This window comes from Halomonas beimenensis, from assembly GCF_002549795.1.
Taxonomy (GTDB): Bacteria; Pseudomonadota; Gammaproteobacteria; order Pseudomonadales; family Halomonadaceae; genus Halomonas; species Halomonas beimenensis.
The window spans coordinates 3,409,974-3,432,950 of sequence record NZ_CP021435.1; the positions used below are offsets into that span (position 1 = coordinate 3,409,974).

General features: G+C 68.4%; 23 protein-coding genes. 8 read left to right on the forward strand and 15 right to left on the reverse strand.

Annotation, left to right across the window (positions count from 1 at the left end):
* Positions 1 to 77: 77 nt before the first annotated feature.
* From lpxD to rpsB, 11 genes are all read right to left on the reverse strand, one after another.
* Complete coding sequence (gene lpxD / locus BEI_RS15815; RefSeq protein WP_097790425.1) at positions 78 to 1,115, reverse strand: UDP-3-O-(3-hydroxymyristoyl)glucosamine N-acyltransferase; 1,038 nt, start codon at positions 1,113 to 1,115, stop codon at positions 78 to 80.
* Between the two features lie 33 nt (positions 1,116 to 1,148).
* Positions 1,149 to 1,655, reverse strand: coding sequence for an OmpH/Skp family outer membrane protein (locus BEI_RS15820; protein ID WP_097791121.1), 507 nt, complete (start codon positions 1,653 to 1,655; stop codon positions 1,149 to 1,151).
* Between the two features lie 28 nt (positions 1,656 to 1,683).
* Complete coding sequence (gene bamA, locus BEI_RS15825) at positions 1,684 to 4,023, reverse strand: outer membrane protein assembly factor BamA (RefSeq protein ID WP_227644503.1); 2,340 nt, start codon at positions 4,021 to 4,023, stop codon at positions 1,684 to 1,686.
* A 122-nt stretch (positions 4,024 to 4,145) separates the two neighbouring features.
* Positions 4,146 to 5,504 carry a sigma E protease regulator RseP gene (gene rseP, locus BEI_RS15830; RefSeq protein ID WP_097790426.1) on the reverse strand — a complete coding sequence of 453 codons (1,359 nt, stop codon included), beginning with the start codon at positions 5,502 to 5,504 and terminating at the stop codon, positions 4,146 to 4,148.
* Positions 5,505 to 5,535: 31 nt separating this feature from the next.
* Positions 5,536 to 6,723: a 1-deoxy-D-xylulose-5-phosphate reductoisomerase gene (gene ispC, locus BEI_RS15835; RefSeq protein WP_097790427.1), complete on the reverse strand. Its 1,188-nt coding sequence runs from the start codon at positions 6,721 to 6,723 to the stop codon at positions 5,536 to 5,538.
* Entirely contained in the window at positions 6,720 to 7,526 is an 807-nt protein-coding gene (locus tag BEI_RS15840) for a phosphatidate cytidylyltransferase (RefSeq protein WP_097790428.1), read from the reverse strand. Before BEI_RS15840 ends, ispC begins: the two co-directional genes overlap by 4 nt.
* Positions 7,519 to 8,277 carry a polyprenyl diphosphate synthase gene (uppS, locus tag BEI_RS15845; RefSeq protein WP_097791123.1) on the reverse strand — a complete coding sequence of 253 codons (759 nt, stop codon included), beginning with the start codon at positions 8,275 to 8,277 and terminating at the stop codon, positions 7,519 to 7,521. The genes BEI_RS15840 and uppS overlap by 8 nt, the downstream gene beginning before the upstream one ends.
* Before the next feature lie 71 nt (positions 8,278 to 8,348).
* The gene (frr, locus tag BEI_RS15850) at positions 8,349 to 8,906 is read right to left on the reverse strand and encodes a ribosome recycling factor (protein WP_097791124.1); all 558 of its coding nucleotides are present in this window, start codon (positions 8,904 to 8,906) and stop codon (positions 8,349 to 8,351) included.
* 4 nt (positions 8,907 to 8,910) lie between these two features.
* The gene (gene pyrH / locus BEI_RS15855) at positions 8,911 to 9,675 is read right to left on the reverse strand and encodes a UMP kinase (RefSeq protein ID WP_097790429.1); all 765 of its coding nucleotides are present in this window, start codon (positions 9,673 to 9,675) and stop codon (positions 8,911 to 8,913) included.
* A gap of 107 nt (positions 9,676 to 9,782) precedes the next feature.
* Positions 9,783 to 10,652 carry a translation elongation factor Ts gene (tsf, locus tag BEI_RS15860; protein ID WP_097790430.1) on the reverse strand — a complete coding sequence of 290 codons (870 nt, stop codon included), beginning with the start codon at positions 10,650 to 10,652 and terminating at the stop codon, positions 9,783 to 9,785.
* Positions 10,653 to 10,819: 167 nt separating this feature from the next.
* Positions 10,820 to 11,563, reverse strand: a complete 744-nt coding sequence (rpsB, locus tag BEI_RS15865; protein WP_097790431.1) for a 30S ribosomal protein S2 — start codon at positions 11,561 to 11,563, stop codon at positions 10,820 to 10,822.
* A 288-nt stretch (positions 11,564 to 11,851) separates the two neighbouring features.
* Between rpsB and map the strand changes: the two genes are divergently transcribed.
* From map to BEI_RS15900, 7 genes are all read left to right on the forward strand, one after another.
* Positions 11,852 to 12,643, forward strand: coding sequence for a type I methionyl aminopeptidase (gene map, locus BEI_RS15870; protein WP_097790432.1), 792 nt, complete (start codon positions 11,852 to 11,854; stop codon positions 12,641 to 12,643).
* A 10-nt stretch (positions 12,644 to 12,653) separates the two neighbouring features.
* Entirely contained in the window at positions 12,654 to 15,332 is a 2,679-nt protein-coding gene (locus tag BEI_RS15875; RefSeq protein WP_097790433.1) for a [protein-PII] uridylyltransferase, read from the forward strand.
* 94 nt (positions 15,333 to 15,426) lie between these two features.
* Positions 15,427 to 16,626 carry a succinyldiaminopimelate transaminase gene (dapC, locus tag BEI_RS15880; RefSeq protein ID WP_097790434.1) on the forward strand — a complete coding sequence of 400 codons (1,200 nt, stop codon included), beginning with the start codon at positions 15,427 to 15,429 and terminating at the stop codon, positions 16,624 to 16,626.
* 16 nt (positions 16,627 to 16,642) lie between these two features.
* On the forward strand, positions 16,643 to 16,981 hold the full coding sequence (locus tag BEI_RS15885; protein WP_097790435.1) for an ArsC family reductase: 339 nt from the start codon (positions 16,643 to 16,645) through the stop codon (positions 16,979 to 16,981).
* A gap of 44 nt (positions 16,982 to 17,025) precedes the next feature.
* On the forward strand, positions 17,026 to 18,051 hold the full coding sequence (gene dapD, locus BEI_RS15890) for a 2,3,4,5-tetrahydropyridine-2,6-dicarboxylate N-succinyltransferase (RefSeq protein WP_097790436.1): 1,026 nt from the start codon (positions 17,026 to 17,028) through the stop codon (positions 18,049 to 18,051).
* A 50-nt stretch (positions 18,052 to 18,101) separates the two neighbouring features.
* Positions 18,102 to 19,277 carry a succinyl-diaminopimelate desuccinylase gene (gene dapE / locus BEI_RS15895; protein ID WP_097790437.1) on the forward strand — a complete coding sequence of 392 codons (1,176 nt, stop codon included), beginning with the start codon at positions 18,102 to 18,104 and terminating at the stop codon, positions 19,275 to 19,277.
* An 8-nt stretch (positions 19,278 to 19,285) separates the two neighbouring features.
* On the forward strand, positions 19,286 to 19,690 hold the full coding sequence (locus BEI_RS15900) for a hypothetical protein (RefSeq protein ID WP_097790438.1): 405 nt from the start codon (positions 19,286 to 19,288) through the stop codon (positions 19,688 to 19,690).
* Between the two features lie 259 nt (positions 19,691 to 19,949).
* On the opposite strand, the gene BEI_RS19425 is transcribed toward BEI_RS15900, so the two are convergent.
* Positions 19,950 to 20,414, reverse strand: coding sequence for a cold-shock protein (locus tag BEI_RS19425; RefSeq protein WP_097790439.1), 465 nt, complete (start codon positions 20,412 to 20,414; stop codon positions 19,950 to 19,952).
* Between the two features lie 129 nt (positions 20,415 to 20,543).
* Between BEI_RS19425 and BEI_RS15910 the strand changes: the two genes are divergently transcribed.
* A complete protein-coding gene (locus BEI_RS15910) occupies positions 20,544 to 20,789 on the forward strand; it encodes a SlyX family protein (RefSeq protein WP_097790440.1) in 246 nt (81 codons plus the stop codon).
* Between the two features lie 91 nt (positions 20,790 to 20,880).
* Here the strand turns inward: BEI_RS15910 and trxB are convergent, their stop codons facing one another.
* From trxB to BEI_RS15925, 3 genes are all read right to left on the reverse strand, one after another.
* Positions 20,881 to 21,834 carry a thioredoxin-disulfide reductase gene (trxB, locus tag BEI_RS15915; protein ID WP_097790441.1) on the reverse strand — a complete coding sequence of 318 codons (954 nt, stop codon included), beginning with the start codon at positions 21,832 to 21,834 and terminating at the stop codon, positions 20,881 to 20,883.
* Positions 21,835 to 21,968: 134 nt separating this feature from the next.
* On the reverse strand, positions 21,969 to 22,571 hold the full coding sequence (locus BEI_RS15920) for a peroxiredoxin (protein WP_097790442.1): 603 nt from the start codon (positions 22,569 to 22,571) through the stop codon (positions 21,969 to 21,971).
* Between the two features lie 159 nt (positions 22,572 to 22,730).
* Positions 22,731 to 22,940, reverse strand: coding sequence for a zinc ribbon domain-containing protein (locus BEI_RS15925; protein ID WP_097790443.1), 210 nt, complete (start codon positions 22,938 to 22,940; stop codon positions 22,731 to 22,733).
* Positions 22,941 to 22,977 lie beyond the last annotated feature (37 nt).

Genomic DNA, 22,977 nt, shown 5'->3' on the forward strand with positions numbered 1-22,977 from the left:
CGCCCCGCGACGCGGGCACGGTCGTCGACCTCCGGACGACGAACGGGCGGAGGATTATACCGCCCCAAGGCGAGGCCTCAACCGCCCCGGCCGGCTTTTTCCAGGCGGTGCAGGCGACGCGCGATATCGTCGAGCTGCTTGAAGCGCACCGCGTTGCGGCGCCACTGGGCGTTCTCCATGGCACCGGTCCCGGAGGAATACACGCCGGGCTCGTGGATCGAGTTGGTGACCAGGCTCATGCCGGTGATCTGGACGCCGTCGCAGATCGTCAGGTGACCCGACAACCCCACGCCGCCTCCCAGCATGCAGTGCCGCCCGACGCGGGTGGAGCCGGCGATGCCCACGCAGCCCGCCAGGGCACTGTGGGCGCCGATCTGGACGTTGTGGGCGATCTGCACCTGGCTGTCGATCTTGACGTCTTCGCCGATGACGGTGTCGCCCAGGGCGCCGCGGTCGATGCTCGAACAGCTGCCCACCTCGACGTCGTCGCCCAGCACCACGCCACCGAGCTGGGCGATCTTGTGCCAGCCGGCCCCGTCATGGGCGAAGCCGAAGCCATCGGCGCCGATCACGCAGCCGCTGTGCAGGATGACCCGTGCGCCAACCACCACGCCGTGGTAGACGGTGACGTTGGCGTGCAGGCGTGAGCCTTCGCCGATGCGGGTATCGGCGCCGACCACGCAGCCCGGGCCGACGACCACCCCGTCGCCGAGCTCGACCCCCGACTCGATGACCGCCTGGGGGCCGATGGCCACGCCCTCCCCCAGGCGGGCGTCGTCGGCGACCACCGCCGCGGGATGGATGCCCGCGTCCTCCCGGCCGGCCAGGGGATCGAAGAGCCGAGACAGCTCGGCATAGCCCAGATAGGGGTTGTCCAGGGTCAGGCAGGCGGTGGGACAGGTCTCGGCATGGTCCGGATGCAGCAGCACCGCCGCGGCCCGGGTTCCGGGAAGGTCCTTGAGATAGGCCCGATTGGCCAGGAAGGCCACCTGATCGGGCCCGGCATCGCGCAGGGTGGCCAGGCCGCGCACGAGGCGCTCGCCGTCGCCCTGGAGGCCGGCCCCCAGCCGGGCGGCGATCTCGGCCAGCGTCAGGGAAGGGGTGTCGTGTGTCATGGGAACCCGGTGTCGCTGTCAGGAGGGGCCCGCTCAGTAGAGCGAGTCGAGGATGTCGGTCACCTCGCCGGTCAGGTTGGGCAGGTCACCCTCGGCATGCACCACGCCATTGGGGTCCACCAGCACCTGCACGTCGTGCCGGTCGATGACCTGCTGCACCGCCTGATCCAGCTTGGGCTCGGCCTCCTGCAGGAAGGCCTGCTCCGCCTGCTGTCGGGCCTGGAGCAGTTCCTGGCGCAGCCGCTCGAAGCGCTGCCCCTTCTGCTGGAAGGTCTCGATGGTGGTGCGCCGCTCGGCCTCGGACATCAGCTCGCCTTCTTCCTCCAGGCGCTGCCGCATCGCCTGCAGCTCCTGACCCAGCGCCTCGGCCTCCTGCTGACGGTCATGGACCTGGTTGCGGAACTCGTTCATGGAGCGCTGGGCGGCCTCGGTCTCCATCAGGGCGGTCCGCCAGTCGAGCACGGCCACCTGGGCGGCCTGGGCCGGCAGGACGAAGGCACTGGCGAGCCCCAGGCAGAGGGCGGCGGTCAGCTTGCGCATGGTCATCAACTCCTTGTCGGGGACCGGGTCAGAAGGTCTGACCCAGCGAGAACTGGAAGAACTGGGTGTCGTCGCCGTCCTTGGCATTGAGCGGCTCGGCGATGCTGAAGGTGAGCGGCCCCACGGGGGTGAGCCAGGAGAGCCCCAGGCCCACGCTGTAGCGGAGCTCGCCGAGGTCGACGCCGGATTCGCAACTCGAACTGTCGCCGTCCAGCACGGCGTAGCATTCCGAGAGATAGGTGTTGCCGGCATCCAGGAACAGGGAGGGCTGTACCGAGCGCTTGTCCTCCACGAAGGGCATGGGGAAGATCAGCTCGGCGCTGCCCTCGACCAGGATGTTGCCGCCCAGGGTCTTGTCGTCGCCGTCGCCGCGGGGCGTGGTGGCCGGCCCCAGGGTGTTGCCGGTGAAGCCGCGCACCGAGCCGAGGCCGCCGGAGAAGAAGTTCTCGTAGAAGGGGTAGGGGTCGTTGCCGATGCTGTCGGCATAGCCCAGCTCGCCGCTGAACTTCAGCGACCAGGTCTGCTCCTCGTCGAAGGGGAAGAGGTGCCGGGCGCGAGCCCGCAGCTTGTAGTACTCGACGTCGCTGCCCGGCACGGTGGTCTCCAGCGACAGGCGCTGGTAGTTGCCGGCGGTGGGCATGATGCCGCGATTGAGGTCGTTGCGGGTCCAGCTGGCGGTGAGCTTGAAGGTCTGGGCATCGTTGCCCTGATCCTGGACGTAGCGCTCGATCTCGGAGGCCGTGTCGTTGAAGGTCTTGATGGACAGGTCCTCGGCATCCACCCCGAAGTTCAGGCGGGTCAGCTCGTTGATCGGGTAGCCGAAGCTGATCCCGCCGCCGAAGGCGTCGGTGGAGTAGGTGGAAATGTCCGAGTCCTCATAGTCGGTCTCCCGGTAGAAGAGGTTGTAGCCACGGGAAATGCCGTCGAGGGTCCAGTACGGATCGGTGAAGCCGAAGTTGAGGTTGGTGTAGGTATCGCTGCGCTGGGCGCCGATGTTGACGCGGTTGCCGGAGCCCAGGAAGTTGTTCTGGGACAGCGAGGCGCCGTAGATGACCCCGGCGCTCTGGGAGAAGCCGATGCTGGCCGAGATGGAGCCGGACGGCTGCTCTTCCACCGTGTAGGTGACGTCGAGCTGGTCCGGCGCGCCGGGGACCGGCTCGGTCTGCACCTCGACCTGCTTGAAGAAGCCCAGCCGCTCCAGGCGCTGCCGGGACTGGCTGATCGACTCGGTGGAGGCCGGGGCACCTTCCATCTGGATCATCTCGCGTCGCAGCACCTCGTCCTGGGTGGTGGTATTGCCGACGAACTCGATGCGGCGCACGTAGGCCCGGCGGCCGGCATCCACGCGGATGGTAAGGTCGACGGTGTCGCCGCCGGCGCGGGTCTCGGGAATGCCGTCGACGCTGGCGAAGGCGAAGCCTTCGGCCCCCAGCCGCGAGCGCAACGCCTCGGTCGAGGCAGTGACGTCGCTGCGCGAGAACACCTGGCCGGTCTCGATCTCCAGCAACTCCCGGGCCTCGCGCTCGGGGATACGCAGGTCACCGGCGAAGCGGATGTCCCCGACGCGGTAGCGCCCGCCCTCGTTGACGTTGATGGTGACGAAGATCCGCGACTTGTCCGGGCTGATGGCAACCTGGGTGGAATCGATGTTGAAGTTGACGTAGCCGCGATCCAGGTAGAAGGAGCGCAGCCGCTCGAGGTCCCCGGCCAGGGCCTGGCGGGAGTACTCGTCGCTGGAGAACCAGCCGAAGAACCAGCCCGGCCGATCCTCCAGCTCGAAGACATCGCGCAGGGTCTCGTCGTCGAAGGCCTCGTTGCCGACGATGTTGATCTGGCGGATCTTGGCCACCGCGCCCTCGTCGATCGTGATGTCGACCGCCACGCGCCCTTCGCCCAGCTCGACCACCTCGGTATCGATCCGGGCGCTGTAGCGCCCCTGGGCCTGATAGACGCCGGCCAGCTCCCGCTGGATCTCCTCCAGGGTAGACAGCTGCAGGACCTGCCCCTCGTCGAGGCCCGCCTCGCGCAGGCCGCGGCGCAGGTCCTCGTCGGGAATCTGACTGTTGCCTTCGATGTCGAGGCGGGTGATGGTCGGACGCTCCTCGACCTCGATGATCAGCACCCCGCCCTCGCGAGACAGCCGGACGTCCTCGAACAGGCCGGTGGCGAACAGCGCCCGGGCGGCCTCGGCGAGCTCGCGCTCGTCGACCCGATCCGGGGCGTTGACAGGAAAGGCATTGAACACGGAGGCTGCCGAAACGCGCTGCAAGCCTTCCACTCGTATGTCCGTTACGTCGAAGGCGTCTGCCTGTGCCGAACCGGCACCGGCAAGCAGCAGCGCCGCCAGTCCGATGGTCTTGATCTTCATGCAGTCGTTTCGCTCGCGTTGATCTGCCGTCCTGTCCAGACAGGCACCTTATACATTCGCATGGGTAACTGACAAGCCGAGGCACGCGGGGCCATCGCCATCGAGGCCCCGCCGGCAAGGGCTCACCACAGTCGCATCAGGTCGAAATACAGCGCCATCAGCATCAGGGTGCCGACCAGCGCCAGGCCGATGCGCAGCCCCAGCGCCTGGGTGCGCTCCGAGACCGGCCGCCCGCGCACCGCCTCGACCAGGTAATACATCAGGTGGCCGCCATCGAGCACCGGGATGGGCAGGAGATTCAGCACTCCCAGGCTGATCGACAGGTAGGCCAGGAAGCTCACGAAGCTCTCCAGGCCGGAACGCGCGGTGTCCCCGGCGATCCGGGCGATGGTGATGGGCCCGGAGAGGTTGGACGGCGAGATCAACCCGACCACCATCTTGCGGATGGCGTCCAGGGTCAGCACCGTCATCTCCCCGGTGCGTACCGTGGCCTCCCCCAGGGCGACCAGGGGCCCGTAGCGAATCTCGCGGCGGTACTCCTCCGGCCACTCGACCGGCTGGACCCCGGCGCCTACGTAGCCGATGGTGGTACCGTCCTGCAAGGTGTTGGCACGGGGCGTGAGCGACACCGAGCGCCGCTCGCCGTCCCGCAGGACCTCCAGGGCGAGGGTCTCGCCGGGCCGGGCTCGCACCCGCTCCACGAAGTGCCCCCAGTCCTCCACCGGCGTCCCGTCGATGGCCACGACCTCGTCGCCCGGCGCGAGCCCGGCGGCCGCGGCGGGCTCGCCGTCCACCACCTGGCCGAGCACGGCGGGCAGCCGGGGACGCCAGGGCGCGATGCCCAGGCTCGCCAGCGGCTGGGGCGGGTCCTGGCGCACCAGCCAGTCCTCCACCGGCAGGCGATGCTCCCGGGCATGGCTCGCCCCCGCGTCCCTCGCCTGTACCGTCAGCTCGCCGCTGGCGCCGATGGCGGCCACCAGCTCGAGGTTGATCTCCTCCCAGGAGCGTACCGTCTCGCCCTGTACCGCGGTGATCTCCTGGCCGGCGGCCAGCCCTCCCCGGGCGGCCGGAGAGTCGGGGGTCACCTCGCCGATCACCGGGACCACCACGGTGGTGCCGGCCACGAAGAGCGCCCAGTAGGCCACCAGGGCCAGCAGGAAATTGGCCAGGGGACCGGCGACCACGATGGCGATCCGGGCCCAGACGTTCTGCCGGTTGAAGGCCAGGTGGCGCTCCTCCGCCGGCACCGGGCCCTCTCGCTCGTCGAGCATCTTGACGTAACCGCCCAGCGGAATGGCCGCCACGGCGAACTCGGTCCCATGACGGTCGAACCGCGACCACAGCGGCTTGCCGAAGCCCACGGAGAAGCGCAGCACCTTGACGCCACAGCGTCGCGCGACCCAGAAGTGGCCGAACTCGTGGAAGGTGATCAGCAGGCCGAGCACCACGATCACGGCCAGCACGTTCTGGATCAGCCCCATGGCAGTCTCCTCGTCAATGGGACCGCCGCGATCAGCGGCGGGACAGCCACTCCCGGGCCTCGCGGCGGGCCCGCGCGTCGGCGGCCAGGATCCCCTCGAGTTCGCCGGCCGGTTCCACCGGGCAACGTTCGCGGACCCGGGCCACCAGCTCGGGAATCCCGGCGAAGCCCAGCGTCCCGTCGAGGAAGGCGGCCACGGCCACCTCGTTGGCGGCATTGAGCACCGCCGGGGCGGTGCCGCCATCGGCCATGGCCTCCCGCGCCAGCCTCAGGCAGGGAAAGGCCGCCTCGTCGGGCGCCTCGAAGTCCAGCCGCGACACCGCGAACAGGTCCAGCGCCTCCACCCCGGCCTCGATGCGCTCCGGCCAGGCCAGCCCGTAGGCGATGGGGGTCCGCATGTCGGGATTGCCCAGTTGCGCCAGCACCGAGCCGTCGCTGTAGGCGGCCATCGAGTGGATCACGCTCTGCGGGTGAACCACCACCTGGATCTGGTCGGGGCGGGCATCGAACAGCCAGCAGGCCTCGATCAGCTCCAGCCCCTTGTTCATCAGGGTGGCGCTGTCCACCGAGATCTTGCGCCCCATGGACCAGTTGGGGTGGGCGCAGGCCTGCTCGGGCGTGACCTCGGCCAGGGCTCGCGGCGACCAGCCCCGGAAGGGCCCGCCGGACGCCGTGAGCAGCAGCTGGGTGACGCCGTGACGCGCCAGCCCGCCGCGATGCTCGACGGGTAGACACTGATAGATGGCGTTGTGTTCGGAATCGATCGGCAGCAGGGTCGCTCCGGCGCGCCCCACGGCGTCCATGAACAGCGCCCCGGACATCACCAGGGCCTCCTTGTTGGCCAACAGCACCCGCTTGCCGGCACGCACGGCGGCGAGCGTCGGCAGCAGGCCGGCGGCGCCGACGATGGCCGCCATGACCACCTCGACCTCGGGCGCCTCGCTGACCTCCACCAGGGCCTCGGCGCCGGCGCGAACCTCGGTGGCGAGCCCCGCCTGGCGGAGCCGCTCGCGGAGCCAGGCGGCGTCTTCCTCGTGGTCGAGCACCGCCAGCGCCGGGGCATGCACCCGGCACTGGGCGAGCAGCGTTTCGCGGGAGCGGTGCGCGGTCAGGGCGTGGACCCGATAGCGATCGGGATGACGGGCGATGACGTCCAGGGTGCTGGAGCCGATGGACCCGGTGGCCCCCAGCACGGTCACGGCGCGCGGTCGCTGAGTCATGACCAGGGCCCTCCCGCCTGGAACAGGGCGAACAACGGGACCGCCGCGGTGAGGCTGTCGATACGGTCGAGCACGCCGCCATGGCCGGGCAACAGCCGACTGGAATCCTTGAGGCCGCGATGCCGCTTGAGCATGCTCTCCAGCAGATCGCCCACCACCGAGGCCAGGGTGACCACCACTGTGGCCACCAGCAGCCCCAGGGCGGCGCCGGGGGCGAGCCCCTGCCAGGCGGCGAAGGCCAGCGCCAGCAACGCGGTCACCGCCACGCCACCGGCCACGCCCTCACGGGTCTTGCCGGGGCTCACGCTCGGCGCCAGCTTGTGGCGACCGAGGCTTCGGCCGACGAAGTAGGCGCCGATGTCGGCGCCCCACACCATCAGCAGCACGAACAGCAGCCAGGCCGCGCCCGCCTCGCGCAGGACGTTGAAGCCGACCCAGGCGGGGGCGAGCACCCACAGGCCCATGGCCAGGCGCATGCCGGTGGATCGCCACTGCTGGAGCCGCTCCGGATAGGCGACCACCCAGTAGAGGTTGACCAGCCAGCCCAGCACGCCGAGCCACAGCGGCCACAGGGACAGGCTCATGTCGGCCAGGTACAGCAGCGCCAGGACGGCGCCGAGACCGATCACCGGGGCCAGGCGCTCGAAGCCCCGATCGAGGCCCGCGAGGTTGGCCCATTCCCAGGCCGCCAGCAGCACGATGGCGGCGGTGAAGGCCGCGAAGGGGCCTCCCGACAGCCCGAACAGGCCGGCGATCGCCAGCGGGGCCAGCCAGGCGGCGGTGAGGATTCGCTGCTTAAGCACCTTGCGCCTCGAGCTGCTCGTCGGTCATGCCGAAACGCCGCTTGCGGCCGGCGAAGTCGGCCAGGGCCTCGTCGAAGGCTTCGGCCCCGAAGTCTGGCCACAGGACCGGCGTGAAATAGAGCTCGGCATAGGCCAGCTGCCAGAGCAGGAAGTTGGAGATGCGTCGTTCGCCGCTGGTGCGGATGCACAGGTCCACCGGGGCGGTCAGGCTGACCTCGCCGTCCAGCGCGGACTCGTCGATGGCGGCGGCGGCCAGCTGGGACGCGGCGACGCGCTCGCCCAGGCGCCGGGCGGCCTGGGCGATATCCCAGCGACCACCGTAGTTGGCGGCGATCACCAGGTGCAGGCCGGTGTTATCGGCGGTCAGCGCCTCGGCCTGGTCGATGTGCTTCTGGATGGCCCTGGAGAAGCCGGCCCGGTCGCCGATCACCGAGAGGCGGATGTCGTGCTGGTGGAGCTTCTTGACCTCGCGCTTGAGCGCCATCAGGAAGAGCTCCATCAGGGCGTTGACCTCGGCGGCCGGCCGCTTCCAGTTCTCGCTGGAGAAGGCGAAGAGGGTCAGGGTCTCGACGCCGCGCTCGGCGGCGCGACGGATCACGGCCCGCACGGCCTCGACGCCGGCATGATGACCGCGGATGCCGGACAGGCCCCGGGCCTTGGCCCAGCGATTGTTGCCGTCCATGATGATGGCCACGTGACGTGGCAGGGTGTCCCCGTCGGCGCGGGGCTGGGGAGGCTGCGGTGACGTCATGGTGTCTCGCATGGCGGGTGGGACGGAGGCGTTCCATGAACGGCGGCACCGAGGGCGCCGCCGCCCCGTCCTCAGACCTGCATCAGGTCGTGTTCCTTGGACTCCAGGGCCTTGTCGATCTCGGCGACGATCCTGTCGGTGAGCTTCTGGATGGCATCCTCGCCCTGACGCGCCTCGTCCTCGGTGATGTCCTTGTCCTTGAGCAGCGCCTTGATGTCGTTGTTGGCGTCACGACGCACGTTGCGCACGGCGACCCGGGCGTTCTCGGCCTCCTGGCGGGCCTGCTTGATGTAGCCCTTGCGGGTCTCCTCGGTGAGCATCGGCATCGGCACCCGGATGACGTTGCCGGCGCTGGCGGGGTTGAGCCCCAGCTCGGCGGTCATGATGGCCTTCTCCACCTTGGGTACCATCTGCTGCTCCCAGGGCACCACGGTCAGGGTGCGAGCGTCCTCGACGTTGATCGAGGCCACCTGGTTGATCGGCACCTGGCCGCCGTAGTAGTCGACGGTCACCGAGTCCAGGATGCTGGAGTGCGCCCGGCCGGTGCGGATCTTGTTGAAGTTGTGGTGAAGAGCGTCGAGGCTCTTCTTCATGCGGGTTTCCGCGTCCTTCTTGATGTCGTCAATCACGATCTCACCCTCTGTCAATCAGCGTGCCTTCCCGGCCGCCCACCACCAGGTTCAGCAGCGCCCCCGGCTTGTTCATGTTGAACACCCGTACCGGCATGTCATGGTCCCGCACCAGGCAGATGGCGGTCAAATCCATGACCCCGAGCTTCTGGTCGAGCGCATCGTCGTAGGACAGCTGCTCGTACTTGACCGCGTCGGGATGCTTGACCGGGTCCTTGTCGTAGACCCCGTCCACCTTGGTGGCCTTGACCACCACGTCGGCATCGATCTCGATGCCGCGCAGGCAGGCCGCGGAGTCGGTGGTGAAGAAGGGGTTGCCGGTACCGGCGGAGAACAGGACCACGTCCCCGGAGGTCAGGTAGCGGATGGCGGTGCGCCGGTCGTAGTGCTCCACCACGCCGCTCATGGGGATCGCCGACATGACCCGTGAGCGGATGTTGGAGCGCTCGAGGGCATCCCGCATGGCCAGGGCGTTCATCACCGTGGCCAGCATGCCCATGTGGTCGCCGGTGACCCGCTCCATGCCCGCCTCGTGCAGGGCGGAGCCGCGGAAGAGGTTGCCGCCGCCCACCACGATGCCGACCTGGACGCCGATGCCCACCAACTGCCCGATCTCCAGCGCCATGCGATCCAGTACCTTGGGATCGATGCCGAACTCGGCATCCCCGGTCAGCGCCTCGCCGGAGAGCTTGAGCAGGATCCGCTTGTACTTGGATACCTCGGCGCGGGGCTTGTCGGACTTGGTGTGGGCATGCTCGGCACTGCTCATGGCGTGTCTCCCGGAAACTCGACGAATCTGGCTGGCCGGACGTACCGGCCGGATACGCGAAGGCGTGCGCTTGCGCGCACGCCATCTTCACACTGGAACCGGCGGCCTTAGCTGCGCTTGGCCTGTTCCATCACTTCCTTGGCGAAGTCGACCTCTTCCTTCTCGATGCCCTCGCCCACCTCGAAGCGGGTGAAGCCGATGACCTCGCCGCCGGCGGCCTTGACGTACTCGGCGACGGACTGGTTCGGGTCCTTGACGAAGGGCTGCTCGGTCAGGCTGTTCTCGGCCAGGTACTTCTTGAGGCGGCCCTGCACCATCTTCTCGGCGATGTTCTCGGGCTTGCCGGCCATGTCCGGCTGGGCCAGGATGATCGCCTTCTCGGCGTCCAGCTTCTCCTGGGGCATGTCCTCGGGACGAGCGACGGCCGGGTTGATGGCGGCGACGTGCATGGCGACGTCCTTGGCGGCCTCGGCGGTGCCGCCCTTGAGGACGGTCAGCACGCCGATGCGGCCGCCATGGACGTACTCGCCCACACGGGCGCCTTCCGGCGCCTCGACGACGACGCTACGACGCACGCCGATGTTCTCGCCGATCTTCTGCACCAGCTGCTCGCGGGCGGATTCCAGCTCGCCTTCCATGATGGCGGCGACGTCTTCGCTCTTGGCGGCGAAGAAGGCGTCGGCGACCTGGTCGGCGAAGGCCTTGAAGTTGTCGTCACGGGCGACGAAGTCGGTCTCGGAGTTGACCTCGACCATCACGCCGTAGCTGCCGTCCTCGGCCACGCGAGTGACGATGGCGCCTTCGGCGGCGGTGCGGCCTGCCTTCTTGGCGGCCTTGAGGCCGGAGTTCTTGCGCAGGTTCTCGATGGCGGTCTCGATGTCACCGCCGGCCTCGGTGAGGGCCTTCTTGCACTCCATCATGCCGAGCCCGGTGCGCTCGCGCAGTTCCTTGACCTGGGAGGCGCTGATAGCTGCCATGGTAGTTACCTCTGAATGGTTCGACCTGGAATATAGGCGCCGGGGGGAAGCCCAGCGAGTCCTTCACCCGCCCGTCGAGCAGGAGGGGGCCGAAGCCCCCTCCTGCCGGCCCGGCGGCCGGCCGCCATCGCCTGGCGACCCCGCCGCCGCCCCGGGCGGACCGACGATCACTCGGCCGCGGCGGCGTCGCCGGCGTTCTCTTCGGTGACCTCGACGAACTCGTCGGGACGACCTTCCTTCGCACGACCGCAGGCGTCGGCGATGGCCTTGACGTAGATCTGGATGGCGCGGATGGAGTCATCGTTGCCCGGGATCACGTAGTCGACGCCGTCCGGATCGGAGTTGGTGTCCACCACGCCGATGACCGGGATGCCCAGCTTGTTCGCCTCGTTGATGGCGATGCGCTCGTGATCGACGTCGATCACGAACAGCGCGTCGGGCAGGCCACCCATCTCCTTGATGCCGCCGATGGACCGCTCGAGCTTGTCCTGCTCGCGGGTCGCCATCAGGACTTCCTTCTTGGTCAGCTTCTCGAAGGTGCCGTCCTCGCGCATGGTCTCGAGGTCGCGCAGGCGCTTGATGGACTGACGGATCGTCTTGTAGTTGGTCAGCATGCCGCCGAGCCAGCGGTGGTTGACGAAGGGCTGGCCGACGCGGTTGGCCTCTTCCTTGACGATCTTGCTGGCGCTGCGCTTGGTGCCCACGAACAGGATCTTGTTGTTCGCGGCCGCCATCTTCTCGACCACCTCGATGGCCTCGTTCAGGGCCGGGAGGGTATGCTCGAGGTTGATGATGTGGATCTTGTTACGGGCGCCGAAGATGAACTTGCTCATCTTCGGGTTCCAGTAACGGGTCTGGTGACCGAAGTGAGCGCCTGCCTTCAGCAGGTCACGCATGTTGACGTGTGCCATGGATGACTCCTGGAGAATCGGGTTAGGCCTCCATGCACCCCATGGATCCGACCGTCGAGCCCTCGACGGCACCCGGGACCATGTGCCGGTGCATGTGTGTTTTCAAGGCATTGCTAGGGTTCGCCGCCTTCCGCCCACCGGGTCGCCGGGCCGGGAAGGGCTCCGGGGATCGGCGATTGCAGGAAAGCGCGCAGCTTTATACCATGGATCACCTTCGAGATGAAGTCGCCGACGCCCTTCCCCACCCTTGTCTCGTCCGGCGACACCACCCCCTGAATCCGAGATTCCATGAACGTACCCATCAAGACGCCCGACGAGATCGAGAAGATGCGCGAGGCGGGCCGCCAAGCCGCCAGCGTCCTGGAGATGATCGCCCCCCACGTCCGGGCCGGCGTCAGCACCGGCGAGCTCGATCGCCTCTGCCACGACTACATCGTCGACGAGCTGGGCTCCACCCCGGCCCCGCTGAACTATCACGGCTTCCCCAAGTCGATCTGCACCTCGATCAACCACGTGGTCTGCCACGGCATCCCCGACGACGGCAAGAAGCTAAAGAAGGGGGACATCATGAACCTGGACGTCACGGTGAAGACCGCCGACGGCTACCATGGCGACTCCAGCGTGATGTTCATCGTCGGCGAGACCATCCAGGGCGAGCGGCTGTGCCGGGTCACCCAGGAATGCCTCTACCACAGCATCGCCCTGGTGCGCCCCGGCGTGCGCCTGTCCGAGCTGGCCCGGGCCATCCAGAAGCACGCCGAGGCCAACGGCTACTCGGTGGTGCGCGACTTCTGTGGCCACGGCATCGGTGCCGGCTTCCACGAGGACCCGCAGGTACTGCACTACGACGGCTACGCCCCGGAGGCGGACATCGCCCTGGAGGAAGGCATGTGCTTCACCATCGAGCCCATGATCAACGTCGGCGACCACCGCACCAAGGTGCTGCGCGATGGCTGGACGGCCGTGACCAAGGACAAGAGCCTCAGCGCCCAGTGGGAGCACACCCTGCTGGTGACCGCCAACGGCGTCGAGGTGCTGACCGCCCGCAGCGACGAAGACCTCACCTTCCTGTCGCGCTGAGCCGGCCGCCATGCTGCTGCACCACTACGCCTTCACGCCCGACGAGACGCTGTTCGACGTCGAGGCCTTCCGCGCCGAGCTGACCGGCAGTCGCTCGCCCATCGCACCGTTCAAGGCGGCGCTGGCGGATCTTCAGACGCGGCTCGATGCGCGCTTCCATGCCGGCACCGACATCCGCGACCTGGTGCACGGCCGGGCCTGGTGCCTGGACCAATTGCTGGCGATCGCCTGGCAGCAGCATGACTGGCCCGAGGGCATCGCCCTGCTCGCCGTGGGCGGCTACGGCCGCGGCGAGCTGCACCCCCACTCCGACGTCGACCTGCTGCTGCTGCTCGAGGGGGACGATGACCATCCCTATCGCGAGCCACTATCGGCCTTTATCACCTTCCTCTGGGACATCGGCCTGGAGATCGGCCACAGCGTGCGCTCGCTCGCCGACTGCGAACGCGAGGCCGCCGCCGACGTCACGGTGATCACCAACCTGATCGAGTCGCGCACCCTGGCCGGGCCGGAGAGCCTGCGCGAGGCCATGCAGGCACGCATCGCCCCGGAGCGGCTGTGGCCGGCGGACCGTTTCTTCGAGGCCAAGTGGCAGGAGCAGATCAAGCGCCACTACCGCTTCAACAACTCCGAGTACCACCTGGAGCCCAACATCAAGAGCTCCCCCGGGGGGCTGCGCGACATCCAGATGATCGGCTGGGTGGCCAAGCGCCACTTCGGCACCCAGCGCTACGAGGACATCGTCGCCATCGGCTTCATGAACGATGCCGAGCTGCGCATCCTCAGCCAGGGCCAGGCCTTCCTGTGGCAGGTCCGCTACGCCCTGCACATGCTCACCGGCCGCGCCGAGGACCGGCTACTGTTCGACCACCAGCGCACCATCGCCGAGCTGTTCGGCTACCAGGACACCCCGGAGCGCCTCGCCGTCGAGCAGTTCATGAAGCGCTACTACCGGCACGTCACCGCGCTCGCCGGGCTCAACGACATGCTGCTCCAGCACTTCGACGAGGTCATCCTGCGCGCCGGGGAGGCCCTGGAGACGGTCCCGCTCAACGAGCGCTTCGAGATCAAGGGCGGCTATATCCAGGCCCGCTCCCGGGCGGTGTTCCGCGAGCATCCCTCGGCCCTGCTCGAGCTCTTCCTGCTGATGGCCGAGCACCCGGAGATCGAGGGGGTTCGCGCCGACACCATCCGCCTGATCCGCGACCACCGCCACCTGATCGACGATCGCTACCGGGAGGAGCCGCGCCACCAGCGGCTGTTCATGGCGCTGCTGCGCTCCAGCGGCAACGTCGCCCGCCAGCTGAGGCGCATGAATCGCTACGGGGTCCTCGGCAAGTACCTGCCGGCCTTCGGCCAGGCGGTGGGGCTGATGCAGCACGATCTCTTCCACATCTACACCGTGGACGCCCACACCCTGCGCCTGCTGAAGTGCATCCACGGCTTCCGCAAGCCGGAGGCCCGGGAGAGCTTCCCGGTGGCCGCCTCGCTGATCCAGCAGTTGCCCAAGCTGGAGCTGCTGTGGATCGCCGGCCTCTTCCACGACATCGGCAAGGGCCGCGGCGGCGATCACTCGCAGATCGGCGCCCGGGACGTGGAGGCCTTCGCCGAGCGCCACGGCCTTTCCCAGCGCGATACCCGGCTGGTGGCCTGGCTGGTGGAGCACCACCTGCTGATGTCGATGGTCGCCCAGAAGCGCGACATCAGCGACCCGGACGTGATCAGCGAGTTCGCCCGGGCGGCCGGCGACGAGACGCGCCTGGACTACCTCTACGTGCTGACCGTGGCCGACATCACCGCCACCAACCCCACCCTGTGGAACGGTTGGCGGGCCTCGCTGCTGCGCCAGCTGCATGCCGAGACCAAGCGCGCCCTGCGCCGCGGCCTGGAGAACCCCCTGGAGCGCGACGACTCGGTCCGCGAGACCCGCGACGAGGCGTACTCCCTGCTGGCCACGGTGGGCGCCGACATGACCCGGGTCGACCGCCTCTGGGAGTCGCTGGGCGAGGACTACTTCCTGCAGTACGCCCCCAGCGAGATCGCCTGGCAGACCCAGGGCATCCTGGCCCACCAGGGCAGCGAACTGCCGCTGGTGATGATCAGCGCGCCCACCGACGACATGGCCGAGGGCGGCACCAAGGTGTTCATCCACACCCGCTCGGTGGAGGACCTCTTCGCCGCCACCTCCGCGGCCATGGAGCAACTCGGGCTGTCCATCCACGACGCCCGCATCGCCACCTCCAGCAACGACTGGACGCTCAACACCTTCATCGTGCTGGACGACCACAACCGGGCCATTCGCGACCCGGCACGGGTGGAGGAGATCCGGCGCCACCTGGTGGAGGAACTCGACGACCCGGACGACTATCCCCAGATCGTCACCCGGCACACCCCGCGCCAGCTCAAGCACTTCCGGGTGCCCACCGAGGTCACCATCGAGCAGGACCCGGCCAACGAGCGCACCCTGCTGGAGCTCACCGCCCCCGACCGACCCGGCCTGCTGGCCCGGGTCGGGCGCATCTTCATGGAACAGGACATCGCCCTCTCCGCGGCCAAGATCGCCACCCTGGGCATGCGGGTCGAGGACGTCTTCTTCATCACCGACAAGGCCGGCCGGCCGCTCACCGACCCCGAGCGCCAGGAGCGCCTGCGCGAGCGGCTGATCGAGGTCCTCGACGTCAGCGGCTGAGCGCCTCGTTTGAGGCGTCCCCGGGGCTTCCCTATAATCGGCGACTTGCCCGACACCATCATAACGACGCCGAGCACGGCGCTACTGGACACCGATGAACCCCGATCTCGACGCCCTCCAGCCCTACCCCTTCGAGAAGCTCGCCGCGCTGAAGGCCGGCGTGACGCCGCCCGCGAACCGGCCCCACATCCCGCTGACCATCGGCGAGCCTCGCCATCCGCCCTATGCCGGGGCACTGGAGGCGCTGAGCGCGCACCTCGACGAGCTGGCCCGCTATCCGGCCACCGCCGGCCTCCCCGAACTGCGCGAGGCGATCGCCGACTGGGCACGGCGGCGCTTCGGCCTCGAGGGCCTGGACGCCGAGGGCCAGGTGCTGCCGGTCAACGGCACCCGGGAGGCGATCTTCGCCTTCGTCCAGGCGGCCCTGGATCGGCACCGGCCGGCCCGCGTGGCGGTCCCCAACCCCTTCTACCAGATCTACGAGGGGGCGACCCTGCTGGCCGGCGGCACACCGCTCTACCTGGACTGCCGCGCCGAGCACGGCTTCCGTCCGGACCTCGAGGCCGTGCCGGCCGATGCCTGGCGGGAGGTCCAGATCGTCTTCGTCTGCTCTCCGGGCAACCCCACCGGTGCGGTGACGCCGCTCGACGAGCTCAAGCGCCTGATCGCCCTGGCCGACGAGTTCGACTTCATCGTCGCCGCCGACGAATGCTACTCGGAGCTCTACCTGGACGAGAGCGCCCCGCCCCCGGGCCTGCTGCAGGCCTGCGCCGAGCTCGGCCGCCACGACTACCGGCGCTGCCTGGTCTTCCATTCGCTGTCCAAGCGCTCCAACCTGCCGGGGCTGCGCTCCGGTTTCGTGGCCGGCGATGCCGGGCTGATCGCTGCCTTCCGCCGCTATCGGACCTATCATGGCTGCGCCATGTCGCTGCCGCTGCAGCACGCCTCCATCGCCGCCTGGCGGGACGAGGCCCATGTAAAGGCCAATCGGGACGCCTACCGAGCCAAGTTCGCCGCCGTGACCGAGATCCTCGCGCCGGTGATGGCCTTCCCCGCTCCCGAGGCCAGCTTCTACCTCTGGCCGGCGGTGCCCGACGGTGACGACGCGGCCTTCGCCCGATCGCTCTTCGCCGAGGAGCACGTCAGCGTGCTGCCGGGCAGCTACATGGGGCGGCCTGGCGAGAAGGGCGTCAACCCCGGGGCAGGCCGGATCCGCCTGGCCCTGGTGGACGAGCTGGACGCCACCGCCGAGGCCGCCCCGCGCCTGCGCCGACACGTCGAACGCCACGCCTGACCAGGAGACCGACCCCATGATGACGCTGTTCGGGATCAAGAACTGCGACACCTGCCGCAAGGCGCGCAAGGCCCTGGAGGGCCAGGGCCTTCCCTTCCAGTTCCACGACCTGCGTGAGGATGGCCTGTCGGCGCCGTTGCTCGAGCATTTCCTCGAGCGGGTCCCGGTGCTGACCCTGCTCAACAAGCGCAGCACCACCTGGCGCCAGCTGTCCGACGCGGACAAGGCGGACATCGACGCCAACTCGGCCCGCGACCTGATGCTGGCCCACCCCACCCTGATCAAGCGCCCGTTGCTGGACACCGGCGAGGACCTCCTCGTCGGCTACCGCGACGGCGACTACGACAACCTCTAGGCGGGTCCCGACCCGACCCTTCCCACTACGCGAGAGGACACATCATGCTCAGCTTTGCACTCGGCATCGGCTCCCAGAACACCCAGGGCGACTGGCTCGAGATCTACTACCCGGCCCCCCTGCTCAACCCGGACCCCGCCCTGGTCGAGGCCGCCGCCAAGGTGCTCGATGCCCCCGCCGGCAACGCCGCGGTGAGCTTCCTGCCCGAGCAGTGCCAGGCACTGGCCGCCGCCCTCAACGAGGCCGGCCATACCGACCAGGCCGGGCTCGCCGAATCCCTGGCGGCCAGCCAGCGGCCCCTGGTGGCCACCTTCCTGGCCGAGGACACCCCGCCCGAGAGCGCCCCGGAGGTCTACCTCAAGCTGCACCTGCTGTCCCACCGCCTGGTCAAGCCGCATGGCGTCGACCTGACCGGGATGTTCGGCCTGCTGCGCAACATCGCCTGGACCAACGAGGGCCCGATCGACGTCGAGGAACTCCCGGCCCGTCGCCTCAAGGCGCGCCTGGAAGGCCGTTCCCTTTCGGTGGACTGCGTGGACAAGTTCCCCAAGATGACCGACTACGTGGTGCCCGCCGGGGTACGCATCGGCGACACCGCCCGGGTGCGCCTGGGCGCCTACCTGGGCGAGGGCACCACCGTGATGCACGAAGGCTTCGTCAACTTCAATGCCGGCACCGAGGGCCCGGGGATGATCGAGGGACGCATCTCCGCCGGCGTGATGGTCGGCAAGGGCTCCGACCTGGGCGGGGGCTGCTCCACCATGGGCACCCTGTCCGGCGGCGGCAACATCGTCATCAAGGTCGGTGAGGGCTGCCTGATCGGCGCCAACGCCGGCATCGGCATCCCGCTGGGCGACCGCTGCACCGTGGAGGCCGGCCTCTACATCACCGCCGGCGCCAAGGTGACGGTGCTCGACGACCAGGGCCAGGAGGCCCAGGTGGTGTCGGCCCGGGAGCTGGCGGGACAGGACGACCTGCTGCTGCGCCGCAACTCCCGGAACGGCCGCATCGAGTGCCTGACCAACAAGAGCGCCATCGCCCTCAACGAAGCGCTGCACGCCAACCAATGAGCCCTGCCCCGGCGCCTTGGGCGCCGGGGTCCGGCCTGCCGGAAGCCCGAATGACCGCCATCACGACCGACTCCTCCCTGTCCCCCACCCTCGAGCTCGCCATGGAGCTCATGCGCCGCCCCTCGGTGACCCCCGACGACCTGGGTTGCCAGGACCTGATGATCGAGCGTCTGTCGCGTCTCGGCTTCCAGGTCGAGCGCCTGCCCTTCGGCGACGTCGAGAACTTCTGGGCCGTCCACGGTCACCATGGACCGGTGCTGGCCTTCGCCGGCCACACCGACGTGGTCCCGAGCGGCCCCCACGTGCACTGGGAATACCCGCCCTTCGAGCCGCGCATCGACGCCGGCGGCATGCTCTGCGGCCGCGGCGCCGCCGACATGAAGGGCAGCCTGGCCGCCATGGTCACCGCCGTGGAGCGCTTCGTCGCCGCCCATCCCGACCACCCGGGGCGCATCGCCTTCCTGATCACCTCCGACGAGGAAGGCCCGGCGGTGGACGGTACCCGGGCGGTGGTGGAGCACCTGCGCGAGGCCCACGACCGCCTGGACTACTGCATCGTCGGCGAGCCGTCCTCCACCGAGCGCCTCGGCGACGTGATCAAGAACGGCCGCCGCGGCTCGCTGGGCGGGGTGCTTCACGTCAAGGGCGTCCAGGGCCACGTGGCCTACCCGCACCTGGCGCGGAACCCCATCCACCAGGTGGCGCCGGCCCTGGATGCCCTGGCCCGGGAGCACTGGGACGGCGGCAACGCCTTCTTCCCGGCCACCAGCTTCCAGATCTCCAACATCCGCGCGGGCACCGGCGCCACCAACGTCATCCCCGGCGAGGTGGAGGTGGTCTTCAACTTCCGCTACTCCACCGAGCTCGACCACGAGACGCTCAAGTCACGCACCGAGGGCATCCTCGAGGCGCATGGCCTCGAGTACCACCTGGACTGGACCCTCAACGGCGAGCCCTTCCTGACCTCGGAGGGCGAGCTGGTGGACGCCGCCCTGGGCGGCGTGGAGGACGTGCTGGGGCACCGGCCCGAGCTTTCCACGGCGGGCGGAACGTCCGACGGCCGCTTCATCGCCACCCTGGGCAGCCAGGTGGTGGAGCTGGGCCCGATCAACGCCACCATCCACAAGGTCAACGAACGGGTACGTGCCGCCGACCTCGACGACCTCAGCCGCGTCTACGAAGCCATCCTGATGCGGCTGTTCGTCGACGACAGCGCCCGAACCTGAGGGATCCCATGGCAGCAGACGACAGCGGCACCCGTTATCCCGATATCGAGGTCTACCTGGCCCGTGCCGACCTGGAGGCACTGAACGCCTGGCTCGTCGAGACCCTCGATGCCGTTCCCCTGGCCGCGGCCGGAAAGCACCGCTGGCGCACCCGAGGGAGCCACGGCGGGGTCGAGATCCCCGTGCTACTGGTGGACAAGGCCGCCGACGGCTTCGCCAGCCTGTGGCTGGACAGCCCCGAGACCCCTTGGCCCACCGACGCGGACTGTGCCCGCGAGGCCGCCGACCGGCTCGGCTGCGAGGTGCGCTGCTCGCTGGGCGGTTGGCAGCCCGGGGACGACCCCGACCGCTTCCTGCGGGTCCTGCCCGACGGCAGCGAGGCCACCATCGACTGGCCGGATTCAGGGCAGTAGCCCGGAAACGACGACGCCCCGATGGAGCGGGGCGTCGTTATTCGATTGCTGAGATCCAAAAGCCTCAGAAAGCTGGCGAGCGAAGGTCAGACAAGGCAAACATCGGCGACAAATCGACAAGGACTGCCGATTTGGGCAACTCCGCTGCTCGAAGAGCGAGCGACATGGAGGTCGCGAGTCAAAAGACGGAGTTTACTGAAGTAAATGAGTACTTTGAGCCGATGTTTAACGCCGTATGGCCGAGCGCAGCCGCTTTCCGTCACGTAATGACGGTGACGTCGTCGGCTTGAAGCCCCCGATCGTTGCGTGACACGTGATACTTCACCTTCTGGCCCTCGGCCAGGGTGCGGTGGCCACGACCACGGATGGCGCGGAAATGGACGAAGACGTCCTCGCCGCTGTCGCGGGTGATGAAGCCATAGCCCTTGTTGACGTTGAACCACTTGACCTCGCCGATCTCGCGGTCATCATCCTCGACCTCGGCGATATTGACCAGCTGGGGCGTCAGGGCGTTGATCGCCAGGGTGGCGACGAGCAACAGCAGGAAGACCGCCAGGGCCACGGCGACATAGACCACGGCCACACCGCCGACCTCCAGGCTGGCGAACAGCTCGCGGGACAATGCCCCGCCGGTGAGATGCACGAACAGGGCGATCAGCAGGGGCGCCGGGGCGGCCAGCAACAGACTGACGATACTGCAACGAAACACGACCTTTCGATTCATAAACTTCGGATGCCCTCTTGTCATGGGACAGGATGTGATGGGGTCGAGGCACCGGACGACACGAAGCCGCCCCCGACCCGGGAACGCGCCTTGCCACGGTGAACGGTGGCGCAGCATAAGGAGTCTATCATGCGCGACGACGACACGCCCTCCACGCCGGAGGCTCGGCTGGAGGCGCTGGAGAGCCGGCTGGCCTACCAGGAACACTGGCTCGACACCCTGGACCGGGCGGTGGCCCAGCAGGAACGGCGGCTGATGCAGCTGGAGCGGCTCAATGAGCTGATGCAGAACAAGCTCCGCGAACAGCAGCGCGCCCTCCAGGAGGCAGACACGACGACACCCCGCCCCGAGGACGAGGTGCCGCCGCATTACTAGCCGCTCCGCGACAGCTGGAAGCTGGAAGCCACCCTTGCTACTCCGGGGTTCGCTTCCCTCTTCCAGCCGCGAAGCGGCGCTCTTCCGACTTCTAGCTCATTTCATCCAGATACCGCTCGGCGTCCAGGGCCGCCATGCAGCCGGTGCCCGCCGAGGTCACCGCCTGGCGATAGACGTGGTCCATGACGTCGCCGGCGGCGAAGACGCCGGGGACGCTGGTGGCGGTGGCGTTGCCCTCGAGGCCGGACTGGACCGTGATGTACCCCCCCTTCATCTCCAGTTGCCCCTCGAAGATGCCGGTATTGGGGCTATGGCCGATGGCGATGAAGACCCCCGGGGCATCGAGTTCCCGTGTGCTGCCGTCCTGGGTGGACTTGAGCCTCACGCCGGTCACCCCGGTGTTGTCGCCCAGCACCTCGTCCAGGGTGTGGTTCCACACCAGCTCGACGTTGCCGTGCTCGGCCTTCTCGAACAGCTTGTCCTGGAGGATCTTCTCGGCGCGCAGGGCGTCGCGGCGATGCACCAGGGTCACCTTGGCGGCGATGTTGGACAGGTACAGCGCCTCCTCCACGGCGGTGTTGCCGCCGCCGACCACCACCACTTCCTGGTTGCGGTAGAAGAAGCCGTCGCAGGTGGCGCAGGCGGACACCCCCTGCCCCATGAACTTCTGCTCGGATTCCAGCCCCAGGTAGCGGGCACTGGCGCCGGTGGCGATGATCAGGGCATCACAGCTGTAGGTGCCGTTGTCTCCCTTGAGGGTGAAGGGCCGTTCGCGCAGCTCCACCTCATGGATGTGATCGAAGAGCACCTCGGTATCGAAGCGCTCGGCATGACGCTTCATGCGCTCCATCAGCTCGGGCCCCTGAACGCCGGTGTCATCCCCCGGCCAGTTGTCCACGTCGGTGGTGGTGGTGAGCTGGCCGCCGGCCTGCATGCCGGTGATCAGCAGCGGCTTGAGGTTGGCCCGGGCCGCGTAGACGGCCGCGGTGTAACCGGCCGGGCCGGAACCGAGGATGATCAGGCGTTCGTGGCGCGCTTCGCTCATGGTGACCTCGCATGTGTAAGGTGGGGAAAGCCAACGGGCTGGGCGATGCCGACGACGCATCGACATGGCCAAGGCCGCTGTGGGGAATCGAGCCGGGGCGGCCCTCAGGCCGCCCCGGTAGATGCCGCGGTCGCTTAGAGCTCGTTGAAGTGAGACTCCAGGTACTTGGCGACGCCCTCGGCGGTGTCCTTCATGCCTTCCTGGCCTTCGTCCCAGCCGGCCGGGCAGACTTCGCCATTCTTCTGGTGGAATTTCAGGGCCTTGACCATGCGCAGCATCTCGTCGACGTTGCGGCCCAGCGGCAGGTTGTTGACCACCTGGTGCTGGACGATGCCGTCCTCGTCGATCAGGAAGGAGCCGCGCATGGCGACGCCGGCTTCCGGATGCTCGATGCCGTAGGCCTGGGTGATCTCGTGCTTGACGTCGGCCACGATCGGGAAGCCGACCTCACCGATGCCCCCCTTCTCCGGCGCGGTCTGGCGCCAGGCGTAGTGGGTGAACTGGGAGTCGATGGACACGCCGATCACCTCGACGCCCAGCTCCTTGAACTGCTCCAGGCGATTGTTGTGGGCGATGATCTCGGACGGGCACACGAAGGTGAAGTCCAGCGGCCAGAAGAAGAGGACCCGCAGCTTGCCGTGCCCGCTGGAAAGCTTGAAGTTCTCGACGATCTCGCCGTTGCCCAGGACGGCCGCGGCCTCGAAGTCGGGGGCTTGACGTCCAACCAGTACGCTCATGCAAATCTCCTTGCAGTCGTTGATGACACTCAGGGGTGTGTGGAACGAGATGCCTACGCTAGGGCAGGTTGAGGCTTCGCGCCATTAGACCGATTCAATGGCGCATATAGCCAATAGCTATCATTCGTCCGGCGACCCATAGCCGGGACCCGGGGACTGTCACAGGACGTCATCGTCACGCCCCAGGGTGACCGACTCGAGGTCGCCGCTGATCGGCGACACCTCGACACGAAGCTGTATCGGGGCGCAACAGTTGGGGCAGTCCTCCCAGGTGGCATGACTGCCCTGGGAGGCATCGATCTGCAGGTCGAAGGCGGTGTCGCAATAAGGACAGCGCACCGTCCGACTCTCGAGCTCTTCCTCGTGCACGGCTCCTCCCGGGGCTGGGATCGCAGAAACGCAATAT

Excerpts from the sequence above, each read along its gene's own strand:
- bamA (WP_227644503.1), bottom strand. The coding sequence starts at position 4,023 with ATGAAGATCAAGACCATCGGACTGGCGGCGCTGCTGCTTGCCGGTGCC.
- rpsB (WP_097790431.1), bottom strand. The coding sequence starts at position 11,563 with ATGGCACACGTCAACATGCGTGACCTGCTGAAGGCAGGCGCTCACTTC.
- dapE (WP_097790437.1), top strand. The coding sequence starts at position 18,102 with ATGACCGCCATCACGACCGACTCCTCCCTGTCCCCCACCCTCGAGCTC.
- BEI_RS15885 (WP_097790435.1), top strand. The coding sequence starts at position 16,643 with ATGATGACGCTGTTCGGGATCAAGAACTGCGACACCTGCCGCAAGGCG.
- BEI_RS15900 (WP_097790438.1), top strand. The coding sequence starts at position 19,286 with ATGGCAGCAGACGACAGCGGCACCCGTTATCCCGATATCGAGGTCTAC.
- pyrH (WP_097790429.1), bottom strand. The coding sequence starts at position 9,675 with ATGAGCAGTGCCGAGCATGCCCACACCAAGTCCGACAAGCCCCGCGCC.
- BEI_RS15820 (WP_097791121.1), bottom strand. The coding sequence starts at position 1,655 with ATGCGCAAGCTGACCGCCGCCCTCTGCCTGGGGCTCGCCAGTGCCTTC.
- uppS (WP_097791123.1), bottom strand. The coding sequence starts at position 8,277 with ATGACGTCACCGCAGCCTCCCCAGCCCCGCGCCGACGGGGACACCCTG.
- dapD (WP_097790436.1), top strand. The coding sequence starts at position 17,026 with ATGCTCAGCTTTGCACTCGGCATCGGCTCCCAGAACACCCAGGGCGAC.
- dapC (WP_097790434.1), top strand. The coding sequence starts at position 15,427 with ATGAACCCCGATCTCGACGCCCTCCAGCCCTACCCCTTCGAGAAGCTC.
- trxB (WP_097790441.1), bottom strand. The coding sequence starts at position 21,834 with ATGAGCGAAGCGCGCCACGAACGCCTGATCATCCTCGGTTCCGGCCCG.
- BEI_RS15875 (WP_097790433.1), top strand. The coding sequence starts at position 12,654 with ATGCTGCTGCACCACTACGCCTTCACGCCCGACGAGACGCTGTTCGAC.
- ispC (WP_097790427.1), bottom strand. The coding sequence starts at position 6,723 with ATGACTCAGCGACCGCGCGCCGTGACCGTGCTGGGGGCCACCGGGTCC.
- BEI_RS19425 (WP_097790439.1), bottom strand. The coding sequence starts at position 20,414 with ATGAATCGAAAGGTCGTGTTTCGTTGCAGTATCGTCAGTCTGTTGCTG.
- lpxD (WP_097790425.1), bottom strand. The coding sequence starts at position 1,115 with ATGACACACGACACCCCTTCCCTGACGCTGGCCGAGATCGCCGCCCGG.
- BEI_RS15910 (WP_097790440.1), top strand. The coding sequence starts at position 20,544 with ATGCGCGACGACGACACGCCCTCCACGCCGGAGGCTCGGCTGGAGGCG.
- tsf (WP_097790430.1), bottom strand. The coding sequence starts at position 10,652 with ATGGCAGCTATCAGCGCCTCCCAGGTCAAGGAACTGCGCGAGCGCACC.
- BEI_RS15920 (WP_097790442.1), bottom strand. The coding sequence starts at position 22,571 with ATGAGCGTACTGGTTGGACGTCAAGCCCCCGACTTCGAGGCCGCGGCC.
- rseP (WP_097790426.1), bottom strand. The coding sequence starts at position 5,504 with ATGGGGCTGATCCAGAACGTGCTGGCCGTGATCGTGGTGCTCGGCCTG.
- map (WP_097790432.1), top strand. The coding sequence starts at position 11,852 with ATGAACGTACCCATCAAGACGCCCGACGAGATCGAGAAGATGCGCGAG.